Source organism: Vitiosangium sp. GDMCC 1.1324, from assembly GCF_003044305.1.
Classification (GTDB): Bacteria; Myxococcota; Myxococcia; order Myxococcales; family Myxococcaceae; genus Archangium.
Genome location: NZ_PZOX01000016.1, coordinates 108,090 through 120,927 on the forward strand (window position 1 = coordinate 108,090; position 12,838 = coordinate 120,927).

8 protein-coding genes are annotated in these 12,838 nt (G+C 68.5%); all 8 read left to right on the forward strand.

Annotated elements, in window-relative coordinates; genetic code table 11:
* Window positions 1-8 precede the first annotated feature (8 nt).
* The 8 genes from DAT35_RS37290 (at window position 9) to DAT35_RS37325 (ending at window position 12,809) form a co-directional block, all read left to right on the forward strand.
* Window positions 9-1,571, forward strand: a complete 1,563-nt coding sequence (locus DAT35_RS37290) for a SagB family peptide dehydrogenase (protein WP_108074038.1) — start codon at window positions 9-11, stop codon at window positions 1,569-1,571.
* Window positions 1,562-4,249, forward strand: coding sequence for a lantibiotic dehydratase (locus DAT35_RS37295; RefSeq protein ID WP_108074039.1), 2,688 nt, complete (start codon window positions 1,562-1,564; stop codon window positions 4,247-4,249). Before DAT35_RS37290 ends, DAT35_RS37295 begins: the two co-directional genes overlap by 10 nt.
* Entirely contained in the window at window positions 4,242-5,228 is a 987-nt protein-coding gene (locus tag DAT35_RS37300) for a thiopeptide-type bacteriocin biosynthesis protein (RefSeq protein ID WP_108074040.1), read from the forward strand. Before DAT35_RS37295 ends, DAT35_RS37300 begins: the two co-directional genes overlap by 8 nt.
* On the forward strand, window positions 5,228-6,316 hold the full coding sequence (locus DAT35_RS37305) for a lantibiotic dehydratase C-terminal domain-containing protein (protein WP_108074041.1): 1,089 nt from the start codon (window positions 5,228-5,230) through the stop codon (window positions 6,314-6,316). Before DAT35_RS37300 ends, DAT35_RS37305 begins: the two co-directional genes overlap by 1 nt.
* Window positions 6,317-6,338: 22 nt before the next feature.
* Entirely contained in the window at window positions 6,339-7,268 is a 930-nt protein-coding gene (locus tag DAT35_RS37310; protein WP_108074042.1) for an acyl-CoA dehydrogenase family protein, read from the forward strand.
* Between the two features lie 163 nt (window positions 7,269-7,431).
* Window positions 7,432-8,772, forward strand: coding sequence for a radical SAM family heme chaperone HemW (gene hemW / locus DAT35_RS37315; protein ID WP_158502069.1), 1,341 nt, complete (start codon window positions 7,432-7,434; stop codon window positions 8,770-8,772).
* A 227-nt stretch (window positions 8,773-8,999) separates the two neighbouring features.
* The gene (locus DAT35_RS37320) at window positions 9,000-10,643 is read left to right on the forward strand and encodes a GMC family oxidoreductase (protein WP_108074044.1); all 1,644 of its coding nucleotides are present in this window, start codon (window positions 9,000-9,002) and stop codon (window positions 10,641-10,643) included.
* Between the two features lie 162 nt (window positions 10,644-10,805).
* Complete coding sequence (locus DAT35_RS37325; RefSeq protein ID WP_108074045.1) at window positions 10,806-12,809, forward strand: S8 family serine peptidase; 2,004 nt, start codon at window positions 10,806-10,808, stop codon at window positions 12,807-12,809.
* The last annotated feature ends 29 nt before the right edge of the window (window positions 12,810-12,838 follow it).

Below are 12,838 nucleotides of genomic sequence, written 5' to 3' on the forward strand. Positions count from 1 at the left end.
GCGCGACCATGAGCAACGAGGAACTCGTCCGGGGCTTCGCTTTCGACAACCTCTACGCCAAGAAGGAGTCGGGCATCTTCGTGGATGCCTCGGACCTGCCGCCGGTGGTGCCCTTCAAGCGGCTGGTGGGCGCGCCCCTCATCCCATTGCCCGAGCGCATGCCGGAGCTGGGTTCGCTGGGCGAGGCGTTCGCGGGGCTCGTGGGTCCGGTGCGTCAGGTGGACGCGCCGAGGCTGGAGAAGCTGGCCGCCCTGCTGAGCTATGACCTGGGGCTGCTGCGCCGCGAGGTGATGCACCGGTACAACAACCACCGGGCCGTTCCCTCGCCGCGCTGCCTCTATCCGTCGGAGCTGTATGTCTGGATGCCCGGGGGCGCCGACCTCGACGAGGGCCTCTACCACTACCTGCCGACGGAGCATGCACTGGAGCTGGTGCGCCCGGGGGGCCGCGCGTGGCTGGAGGCGAGCCTCGGCGTGACGCTCGAGGGCGTGGAGGTGGTGGCCCTTCTGGGCCTCGAGTTCTGGCGGGTGTGCTATCGCTACGGCGACTTCGGCTACCGCCTGTGCAACCTCGAGGCGGGACACCTCGCTGGCAACCTGCTGCTCGTCGGCAGTGCGCTCGGCTGGCAGGGGCAGGTTCGCTACCAGTTCGTAGACGGGTGGCTCCACGAGGCGCTCGGGTTGCCCGAGAGCGAAGAGGCCTGCGCCGGCGCCGTCATCCTCGGAAGCAGGCTGCCCGCGTCGCTCGACCGGGTAGAGGCCCGCTCCAGGCCAGAGCGCTCCGAGCCTCTCCAGGGCCAATGGCACGCCTCTGGCGGCACGCGCTTCACCGCGCAGACGGCCCGGTTGCGTGAGGCCGCTCGGGCCTCGAACCTGGAGAGCCTCGGGGAGCTTCGCCGTCCGGCGGGTCCCGCCGGAATGGTGAGCCCGCCCGCCGCGTCCGGGCTGGATCGTCTGTACGCGCGCCCGTTGGTGGATGCCCTCTATGAGCGCAACGCGGGGGTCGGTCCCAATGGGTTGGCGCCAGACCCCGTGCCGTTGCCGGGGCCGCTCGTCATGCAGGCCATGGCAGCGGCGCTGAGCCCGTACCGGCACGACTCGGGCCCTCTGCCCCACGTCCGCCCCTGCGTGGACATCCACGCCGTCGCCGTGCGCGTCGAGGGCCTGGAGCCCGGAATCCACCGTTACCAGACCGAGACGGGCAAGCTGGAGCTCTTCCGGCGGGGCATCGACTCGCTCGCGCTCCAGAAGACGTACCTCGTCCAGGAGACCGTCAACGTTGCCGCCCACGGACTCGTCTGGTTCCTCTCCACCGACGTCAACGCGGCGTTCTCCCGCTGGGGCGCCCGCGGCTACCGCATCCTCCTGATGGAGGCCGGCCTGGTGATGCAGTGGCTGTCGCTCGCCATGAGCGCCCGGAACCTGCTCGCGCGTGCCAGCCTCAGCTACGCCGAGCGGCCCGTGGAGCGCATGCTCGGGCTGGCCGGGACCACCAGCACCGTGGTGTACCAACTGCTCGTGGGCACCACCCGGTGCCAGGGCTATCGCCTCGACCTGCGCCCATGGAGCTGAGCGAGACCTTCCCGACGCCGTTCGTCCTCATCCGCTCCGCCGGGCTGCCGCTCTCGGTACTCGAGAGCCTGCGCGCCGGGCGCAGTGCGGCCGTCGTCTCGCGCCTCCTGGAGGACGAGCGCTGGCGCACCTCGCACGCCGACGCCCTGTGCGATGCGCTCTTCCGGGCTTGCAAGGCCTGTGGCGATGAGGCTCCCGAGGACCGCAAGCTTCTGCTGAGCGCGAAGCGGGACGTCTTCAATGACCGGCCGCTGGCGCAGAAGGTGCTCGAGCGGGCGCGGGTCCGGCTCGCGTCCGCGGACCTCGAGCTGCTCGAGGAGTGGCATCAGCGCCACGCGCGGCGGCAGGAGCTGCTCGTCTCCGGCGAGGCGCTGTTCCGAGAGGAGCAGGTGGCGCAGCGGCGGCTGATGCAGGAGCTGGCCCGCAATCCCATCCTCCTGCGGGGGCTCACGCTGGCGAGCGACAGCCTCATCTCGAAGCTCCACAAGTACGCGGAGACGCCGGTGGAGGAGCAGGACGCGCGCCTGCGCAAGGTGGAGATCGGCCTGCTGGCGTACGTGTCGCGCATGGTGACGAAGACGAGCCCGTTCAGCACCTTCACCCAGGTGACGCTGGGCCGGTGGGACGCGGCCGAGGCACCGGGGCGCATCTCCGTCCAACCTTCCACGGCCGGGGTGAAGGGGCAGCTTCAGATCGGTCACCTGCCGCTGCGCCAGCTCCAGGAGGCCATCCAGCGCCACCCGGTGCTCAAGGAGCACGTGCCCCTGTGGCCCAACCCGCACCAGTGGGTGCGCGAGGGCCGCCGCAACATCCTTCAGCGGTTGGAGGTCGGACCCCCGCGCCCGCGCATCTCGCACACCACGGAGCGGCTCACGGCTGTCGCCGAGACGCCCCAGCTCGGGACCTGGGTCTCGCTGATCCGTCCCGGGGAGACGTATACCGAGGCCGTCCAGCGGCTCACGGGCCCCACCGCCTCCTCGCAGAAGGTGTCCCAGCTCCTGAACCAGCTCCTCGAGACAGGCCTCGTTCTGAGACAGTTCGCGCTGCCGGAGCAGCGGTGGGATCTGCTCGAGGCGCTCCGCGGCGCACTGGAGCGCATCCCGGTCGAGCCCGCGCCCTCCCTGGTCGCACGGCTCACCGCGCTCGGAGAGTGCTACCGGCGTTTCGAGTCTGCACAGCCCTCGGAGCGGCTGGCGCTGTTGCGGCGGATGGAGGAGGTGTTGCGCGAGGCCTTCGAGCTGGTGCAGGGCACGCTCGCGCCGGAGTGGTCGGAGTGCATCGTCTACGAAGACACCACCCTCGAGGCGACGGAAGCACGGATCGGCAGCGGACTATGGGAGCAGAGCCGGGACGATCTGCTGCTGCTCCAGCGGCTGCTGCCCCTGTTCACCAACCGTCCCCTGGGCCGCCGCATCCTGACGTCCGCGTTCGTGCAGCTCTACGGGCGGGGTGGCACCTGCGACAACGTGCTCGACTTCTACGAGCGCAGCCGCCGGGTGTTCGGCGGAGACCTGGACGCGGTGGAGCGCTTCAGCCCGGGGTTTCCCCAGGACGCGAAGGACACGCCGCTGCTGCCCAGGGAGGAGCGGCTGCGCGTGCAGGAGCTGCGGGAGGAGTTCATCCTCCGCGTTCGTGAGGAGCTATCCCGCGAGCAGCCCGTCTGGGAGATTCCGCGCGACTGGCTGAAGAGCCTGGTGGAGCGGCTGCCGGCGAGCTACTCGGCACCGTGGGCCTCGTTCTCGTACATGGCCCAGGTCGTCCCCGGGGAGCAGCCCTTGCTGGTCCTCAACGAGGCGTACAGCGGTCATGGCCAGTTCCTCGCGCGCTTCGCCGCGCTGACCGGTGGCCTGGATGCGCGAAACAACCCGCTCTGCCAGGGGATGCTGGAGACGGAGCGGCGGCTGCTGCCTCCCGGGCACTCGCTGGCCGAGCTGCTCGGCGTCTTCGGCTTCAACGCCTGCCTGCACCCGCGGATGACGTCGCAGCTTCTCGCCTATCCGGGGAGCTGGCCCGAGCCCGGCGAGGAGGGCGTGCTGCGGCTGCCGGAGCTCCGGCTCGTCCACGACCCCGAGACGGAGCGGTTGCGGCTGCTCGCGAAGGACGGCACGGAGCTGCACCCGGTGTACCTGGGGCTCCTCGTCCCGCGCTTGACGCCGCCGCTCTACCAGTTCCTCTTGCAGTTCGGTGAGGTGGGCAAGTACCCGCTCCCGTTCTGGAACCTCATCGACGCGAGGCGTCCCCCGCAGGAAGAGGGCCACATCCGCCACTACCCGCGCATGATGCTGGGGCGGTTGGTGCTCGGACGGCGCCGCTGGCTGATGCCTCGCGAGCTGCTGCCTCGCACGAATCCGGGCAGCCCGGGGTTTGGCGAGCTGCTGGAGCTCAATCGCTGGCGCGAGCGCCACGGCCTGCCGAAGCAGGTCTTCGTCCGTGCGGGGCGGGGCCGGGGACGGACGCGGGACGTGGAGCGCAAGCCCCAGTTCATCGACTTCGAGAACGCCTTCCTGCTGCGGCTGCTCGATCGGCAGATCGAACACGTGGAGCAGATGCTGACGGTCGAGGAGGCGCTGCCTGGACCGGACGCGCCGGTGATGGAGCTGGCGGATGGCCGCCACGCCTCCGAGTTCCTCTTCGAGGTGAACGAGGCCCGGTGGAGGCGAGGAGGCGGCCATGCATGACGCGGGAGCGTGGCTGAGCCTGCACCTCTTCTACCACCAGGTGGAGGCGCATGACCGGCTGCTGGTGGAGGCCGTCGCCCCGGCGGTGCAGGCGCTGCAAGGGGAGGGGTGGATCGACCGGTACTTCTTCCTGCGCTACGGCCAGGGAGGGCCGCACGTGCGGTTGCGGATGCGCGGTGTACGCGAGGGCTGGAGGGAGGTGGCGCGAGAGAAGGTCCGCCACGGTTTCTCCACCTTCATCGCGGCCCACCCGAGCCCGGTGACGCTCGAGCCCGAGTCCTTCTATCGCGGCGCGCCCTTCGCGAAGCCGGAAGGGGAGACCGGGCGCACGTGGTACGAGAACCAGAGCCTCCAGGAGCTCGCCTACGAGCCCGAGTACGAGCGCTACGGTGGGCCCGAGGCAATGGGACTCAGCGAGGACCTCTTCCACGTGAGCAGCACGTGCGCGCTGGGCGTGCTGCCCACGCTGCTGCAAGCACCGCAGAAGCGCATGGGCCTGGCGCTGGAGCTGACGTTCCTCGGCGCGCAGCCCATTGCCCCGCTGGCCCGGACGCTGGGCTCGTCCCTGGCGCACTACGCGCGCTTCCTCGGGCTGATGCGGGGACAGTCGGAGGAGATCCAGCGCGAGGCGCGCGCCATGTTCGACAAGCACGGCGCGCAACTCGGCGCGAGGCTGTCGTCGCTCGCCCAGGAGTACCGCGAGGGCCGCCTGACGGGGCTCTACCGCCGCTGGACGGAGGCGCTGCGCGAGACAGCCACCGCGCTCGAGGCACTGGAGCGCGAGGGGCGGCTGCAACAGGCCCGGGTCCGCGAGGCGGGGTTGAGCCCGGAGGGGCAGGAGTCCTCTCCCGCGCTGTCGGCGATCGGCATGTCGCACCTGCACATGCTCAACAACCGGTTGGGGGTGACGCTCCGGATGGAGGCCGTCCTCGCCTACCTCATCCAGCACCTGCTCGAGCACCGGAGGGTGGAAAGCTGATGTGGCACACCTGGCACGTCGTCTACTACCGCCCGGACAAGGACGCGCTGCTCCTGTCCGGTCTCAAGCCCCTGTTGGAGAGGCTCACCGCCGAGGGCACTCTGGAGCGGTTCTCGCTGCGCACCCGGTGGCGGCAGGGGCCTCGCGTCATCGTGGACCTGTGGGCGCGGCCCGAGCGCGAGGATGCGTTGGCCCGGGACTTCGAGGAGGGCATCCGCGCCTGGGTGGCCGCCCATCCCTCACAGGTGGAGATCTCCCCCGAGCAGATGCTGGCGCAGCACCGTCAGCTCGCGGCGCTGGAGCTGGAGACGGAGCCGCTGGAGCCGCTGCACCCCGACAACTCGGTCCTCCGAGTGCCCTACCAGTCTCCCTATACCGGGGTGGGCCCGGTCACGGAGCGCATGGCGCAGGAGTTCTACGCCGAGGCCTCGCCGCTGTTGCTGGAGCTCCTGCAGCGGGCGCGCGAGGGACAGGCGCGTTGGCAGGATGTGCTCTTCCAGATCCTCCTGTCGCTCACCCTGCTCAACGGAGACCTGCGCTACTCGCACTTCAGTTTGCGCTCACACTGCGAGGTGTTCCTCCAGCGCTTCGACACGAAGCGGGAGCTGCGGCAGAAGCTGGAGGCCTACGTGCAGGGCCACCAGGAGCAGCTCCTGAAAACGGTGGAGGTGGCGCGGCGCTACGTGGAAGGCGGCGGAGAGGATCCGCTCCTGCGCCAGTGGATCGCCCTGTGCGCGCGGCTGAAGAAGACGCTGACGGAGCTGGCGGTTTCGGGCGAGCTCACGCTGCCCACGAAGGAGTCCTTCGCGCCCCGCCGGGAAGCGCTGGAGTACAAGGCGGCCCCCATCACCCCGAGCGAGTTCCACAAGACAGTCCTCCACAGCCGCTCCTTCCAGGAGGTGTCGACGACGCCGGACTTCCTGACGATGCGCTGCCTGTTGGGGTGGCACTACGGCATCTTCATGCTGGCCGGGCTCGTGCCGCTGGAGCGGGTGAAGCTCGGCTATCTCGTGTCGCGGACGGCCGAGCTGTCGGTGGGCTCGACGTGGGCCGAGGCCCTCGAGAGGGGCGAGCGTGCCACCCGATAGCCTCGGAGTAGACTGGTCCGCCATGGACGAGCTCCTGCGCTTCCTTCTCACCGAGTCCCCGGTCCCGGAGCCCCTCGGCTCCGTCGAGGACTGGTGGACGCGGCACCTGCGGTTGTCCTCGCGCTTCTCCCTCCCGGTGGACGTGGCGTTCGCCGGAGGCTTCGCGGCCGACCGGTTGGGTTATGCCTTTGCCTCGGGCTACCACTCGGCGCTGCGCTCCCTCTTTCCCTCGCTGGCTCGCGAGCACCGCTACGCCCTGTGCGTCACCGAGGCCGAGGGCGGACACCCCGCGGCCATGAACACGCGGCTCACCGGCTCGGGCGAGGGTTCGCTGCGCCTGGAGGGCTCCAAGGCCTTCGTCACCCTGGGCACCGCGGCGGACGAGCTGCTGGTGGTGGCCAGCGAGGGGGAGGACGCGCAGGGTCGCAAGCGGCTGCGGCTGGTGCGGATCGATTCACACCGTCCAGGGGTGACGCTCACCGAGCTGCCCCCGACCCCCTTCGTACCGGAGGTGCCCCATGCCGAGTTGCACCTGCACGAGGTGACGGTGGCGTCCGGGGAGGTGCTGCCCGGCGATGGCTACGAGCGCTATGTCAAACCGTTCCGCACGGTGGAAGACTGTCACGTGTTCGCGGCGGTGCTCGGCTGGCTGTTCCAGGTGGCGCGGCGCTCGGGCTGGCCGGACGAGGTGCGCGAGGAGTTGCTGGCGCTCGCGGTGACGATGCGGGGGCTGGCGCAGATGGACCCGGCCTCTCCGGCGGTGCACCTGGCGCTGGCCGGGGCCATCGATCTGTGCCGGCGGCGGGTGGACGGGCTGGAGCCTCTCTGGGCGCAGGTGGACGCACCTACGCGCGAGCGGTGGGAACGGGACCGGATGCTGCTCAACGTGGCGGGCAAGGTGCGCGCGAAGCGCCGCGAGGTCGCCCGCCAGAAACTGGCCGCTCCCTCGTGAGACCGTGTGGGCGCGAAATTGAAGCCGGTCTTTACTTTTAGAGGACCGGATTATAAAAAGTATAAGAAGTCCCGTTGAAACCTGGAACTCCGGTCAGTAGCTGCTGCCGCATCTGAGCGCAGGGCGGGTTGGCCAGGATTGAACTCCTTCAGGGGGCATTTCCGTGAGCGACAGCGAAATCTTTACCAATAAAGATAACGAGTTCATCGCCTGGTATCCCAATGCGCTGACGCCCGAGGGTTCGGCATCTGTCTGGAAGCCGCGCCGGGCCGCCTACTATGTCCATATCCCGTTCTGTACCGCGATCTGTGACTATTGCGGCTTCAGCGTGGAGAAGGCCAAGGGAGCGCCCACGGAACGCTATCTCGACTCATTGCGTCGGGAGATCGAGCGCTACATCAAGGATGGCCGGTTGGCCAACCATCGCTTCGAGTGTGGACATTTCGGTGGCGGGACGCCTTCGGTGCTGGAAGCCTCGCAACTGCTGTCCATCAAGAAGCTGCTGCACGACTCGTTGAACATCGCGCCGGATGCGGAGATCACCGCGGAAGTAAACCCAATCAGTTTCACGTTGGAGAAGGCCCAGGCCTACTACGACGGCGGCATCAACCGGATCAGCTTTGGCTTGCAGTCCTTCAACGACAAGGTCCTGAAGGTGCTCGGCCGTCCCCACCGGGTGAGCGACTCCGAGGAGATCATCAAGATCATCCGCCAGGTCGGCTGGACCAACTATTCCCTGGACATCATCTATGGCGTCCCCGGCCAGACCATGGAGGAACTGCGGGAGGACCTGAAGCGGGCCGCGGATACGGGCTCGACCCACATCTCCTGTTTCCGGTTGCAGGTCGTTCCCTATACCGCGCTCAAGCTGCGCGAAGCGGCCGGCCAGCTTCCCGAGCAGTCGCCGATGGAAGTGCTCAACGAGATGGACCATGTGGTGGCCGAGGCGCTGGCCGGGTATGGCTATCGCCAGTACGGCGTCTTTGATTTCGCCAAGCCCGGCTACGAGACGGTCCACAACGCCATCGCCTTCGCCGCGCCCCAGGCCGACTACATCGGCTTCGGCAATAGCGCCTACTCGTTCATCAACCAGCACGTCTTCGTGAACTACGCCCAGAAGGAGGCCTACGAGAAGGCGATCGCCGAGGGCAAGGATCCGATCGCCTTCGCCAAGAAGGCCAACATGCAGGAGATGATGTCCCGCTACTTCGTGCTGGGGGTGAAGTTCCTGCGAGTGCCGCGCAGCGGCTTCATCAGCGAGTTCGGGGTCGAGCCCGAGAAGATCTTCGGTTCGGTGCTGGAGCGGCTGCTCAACAGCGGAATGCTCAAGCGCGACGGTGATGACTACGTACTGACCTCCAAGGGGCGCTACTACGTCAACAACGTCTCCAAGGAGTTCTACGTCGGCGAGAACGTGGGCAAGCGGCAGTACCTGCAGTTCGTGTCCAACCTCAGCCCCAAGCAGATGCAGGAGTACCACCAGCTGCACGCCGCGCGCCGCTAACGGCACGGGTACAGAGCAGGGTTTCCTTCGGGGGACTGGCCGGGAGCCCATTCCGGTCGGTCCCCCGCTTCATTTCGCCTGCTCCCCTGTCCGGCCAGGACTCAATCTTCCCGAGCGGGTACCAGAGGCTGGTAACGTCCGCGCGCCTGCTCATCTAGCAGGACGGGGGAGCACATCCGGCGAGCGCCCTCGAGTCTGTGAAGTATCCCCAGTGGGGGGAGGACACGATGGAGTTCGACTGCGACTGGCTCATCATCGGCTCGGGCTTCGGCGGCAGCGTGAGCGCCCTGCGCCTGACGGAGAAGGGCTACCGGGTAGTGATGCTGGAGAAGGGCCGGCGCCTGCAGGCGAAGGACTTCCCCAAGACGAACTGGAACCTGAAGCGGTGGCTGTGGATGCCGCGGCTCGGCTGGCGTGGCCTGTTCAAGATGACCTTCTTCCGCCACGTCACGGTGCTGTCCGGCGTGGGCGTGGGAGGCGGCTCGCTGGTGTACGCCAACACGCTGCCCATCCCGAAGGATGACTTCTTCCAGGCTCGCTCGTGGGGCGGACTGGCGGATTGGAAGACGGAGCTGGCGCCGCACTACGTCACCGCGCGCAAGATGCTCGGGGCGACGGTGAACCCGCTGCGCACGCTGCCGGACGAGGTCATCCAACAGGTGGGCAAGGACATGGGCCGCGAGGACTTCCAGCCCACCACGGTGGCGGTCTACTTCGGCCAGCCCGGGGTGACGGTGCCGGATCCGTACTTCGGCGGCGAGGGCCCCGAGCGCACCGGCTGCAACGCCTGCGGCGGCTGCATGACCGGTTGCCGCTTCAACGCCAAGAACACGCTGGACAAGAACTACCTCTACTTCGCCGAGAAGCGCGGCCTCACCATCCACGCGGACACCGAGGTCTCCTGGGTGCGCCCGCTGCCCGGTGGAGGCTATGAGGTGGAGGCGCTCGAGGGGGCCTCGCTCTTCTCCCGCCGCAAGCGGCGCTTCACCGCGCGCCAGGTCATCTTCTCCGGCGGAGTGCTGGGCTCGGTGGATCTGCTGCTCAAGCTCAAGGCCAGCCCGGACGGACTGCCCCGGCTGTCGGAGCGGCTCGGAGACGGCGTGCGCACCAACTCGGAGGCGCTCATTGGAGTGGTGGCCGGCAAGCGCTTCCACGACAGGGACTTGTCCAAGGGCATCGCCATCGGCTCCATCCTCCACACCGATGCGCACTCGCACCTGGAGCCGGTGCGCTACTCCGCGGGCTCCGACTTCTTCCGCGCCATGATGGCGCCCCACGTGGGTGGAGCCACCGCCTTCTCCCGGCTGGCGAAGGTGATGGGCCTCTTCCTGCGCCACCCCTTCAAGCTGATCACCACCTGGTTCACCCGCGACTTCGCGCGGCGGTCGATGATCCTCCTCTACATGCGCACGCTGGACGGGCACCTGCGCATGCGGCGCGGGCGCGGGCTCTTCACCGCCGGACGCAAGGGGCTCACCACGGGCCTTCAGGAGGGCCCCGCGCCCACGGCCCACATCCCCGAGGCCACCGAGCTGGCGCACCGGGTCGCGGAGAAGCTGGACGGCTTATCCATGACCCTGGCATCAGAAACGGTCATGGGCATCCCCACCACCGCTCATATCCTCGGAGGCTGCTGCATGGGGGATTCGCCCGAGACGGGCGTCATCGATCCCCTGCACCGCCTCTTTGGCTACGAGGGCCTGTACGTCATCGACGGCTCGGCCATCTCCGCCAACCCGGGAGTGAATCCCTCACTCACCATCACCGCGCTCGCCGAGCGCGCCATGACCTTCATCCCGGCCCGCCAGCAGGTGGACTCCGGGGCGAAGGGGACGGAGTCCGCTGCACGTTCCACCGCGCTCGGGGCGTGAGCCTCACGCGCAGTGAAGCGCGGACGCACGAACGACCTTCGCGGGTTGCGAAGTCAGAGAAAACAAGATTAGCGGTCTTGACCCTTTGGTCCCAAAAGACTAATTGCACGGGCCGCGCTCGTTTTCTTCACCCGCAGTCCTCCATACCCCCGGAGGTCGTTCATGAAGCTGAAGCTGACGCAGACGCTGTTGACGTGCTCTGTGCTGGGCCTGTCCGCGTGCGGTGGCCCGCTGCCCGAGGAGCAGGGAGTACTTCCGTCCAAGGAGGTGGGCCACATGGCTCAGCTCCTGCGCAAGCCGCGGTCGGTCCCGGACGAGTACATCGTCGTGCTGCGCGAGGACGTGAAGGACGTGGCCCTGCGCGGCTCGTCGGACGTGGCGCGGGAGATGGTGTCCGCGCGTGGCGGCCAGGTGCTGCACACGTATGAGCGCGCGCTCAGGGGCTTCTGGGTGAAGATGCCCATCTCCCAGGTGCGTGAGCTGCTGGCGGATCCCCGGGTGGCGTACGTCGAGGAGAACGGCATCGTGTCGGTGTCGGGCACCCAGACGGGCGCGACGTGGGGCATCGATCGCATCGACCAGGCGAGCCTGCCGCTCAACAGCACCTACAACTACAACGTCGATGGCACCGGGGTGCACGCGTACATCATCGACACGGGCATGCGGCTGACGCACTCGCAGTTCACCGGCCGCGTGGGCAATGGCTTCGACTCCATCACCTCGGGAGGCACGGCGTCGGACTGCCACGGCCACGGCACGCACGTGGCGGGCACGGTGGGCGGCACCACCTGGGGCGTGGCGAAGAAGGTGACGCTGCACCCGGTGCGCGTGCTCGACTGCACGGGCTACGGCTCGGACGCGCAGGTCATCGCCGGCCTGGACTGGGTGACGGCCAACCACGTCAAGCCGGCCGTGGCCAACATGAGCCTGGGCGGTGACGCGTCGCAGGCGCTGGATGACGCGGTGGAGCGCACCATCGCCGCGGGTGTGGTGGTCGCCGTGGCCGCGGGCAACGACAGCTCGAGCGCCTGCAACTACTCGCCGGCCCGCACGCCCAACGCCATCACCGTGGGCTCCACCACGAGCAGCGACGCCCGCTCGTCGTTCTCCAACTACGGCACGTGTCTGGACATCTTCGGGCCGGGCTCGAGCATCACCTCGGCCTCGTACTCGAGCGACACCTCCAGCACCTCCATGAGCGGCACGTCCATGGCCTCGCCGCACGTGGCGGGCGCGGCGGCCCTCTACCTGAGCGCCAACCCGAGCGCCACGCCGGCCCAGGTGACGGCGGCGCTCACCACCAACGCCACCCCGAACAAGGTGACGAGCCCGGGCACGGGCTCGCCGAACAAGCTGCTCTACACCGGATTCATCACCGGCGGTGGCGGCGGCGGTGACACCACGGCGCCCAGCACCAGCATCACCGCTCCGGCGGGTGGCTCCACGCTGAGCGGCACCACCACCGTGAGCGCGGACGCCTCCGACAACGTGGGCGTGAGCAAGGTGGAGTTCTACGCGGGCAGCAGCCTGATTGGCACGGACTCCACGACGCCGTACAGCGTGGACTGGAACACCACGGCGGTGGCCAACGGCAGCTACTCGCTGACCACCAAGGCGTATGACGCCGCGGGGAACGTGGGCACGTCGTCCACGGTGTCCGTCACCGTGAACAACGCCACGGGCAGCTGCTCCACCACCGAGCAGCTCCTGGCCAACGCCGGCTTCGAGAGCGGCAACGTGAGCTGGACGGCCAGCACGAGCGTGATTGACGGCACCACGTCGGGCAGCGCGGCGCGCACGGGCAGCTACAAGGCGTGGCTGGATGGCTACGGCTCGAGCCACACCGATACGATCTACCAGCAGGTGACGATCCCCTCCACGGCGTGCAGCGCCAGCTTCAGCTTCTGGGTGAAGGTCACCACGTCGGAGACGGAGGCCGTTGCCTACGACACGCTGACGGTGCAGGTGCAGAACAGCTCGGGCACGGCGCTGGCGACGCTGGCCACGTACAGCAACCTGGACGCGAGCACGGGCTACGTGCAGAAGTCGTTCGACCTGAGCGCGTACAAGGGCCAGACGATCCGCGTCTACTTCAAGGGCGTGGAGGACGCGTCGCTGAAGACGAGCTTCTTCCTCGATGACGCCGCGGTGAGCATCACCCGGTAGTCACTGAGCCCAGAGCTCGAAGTCCCGGC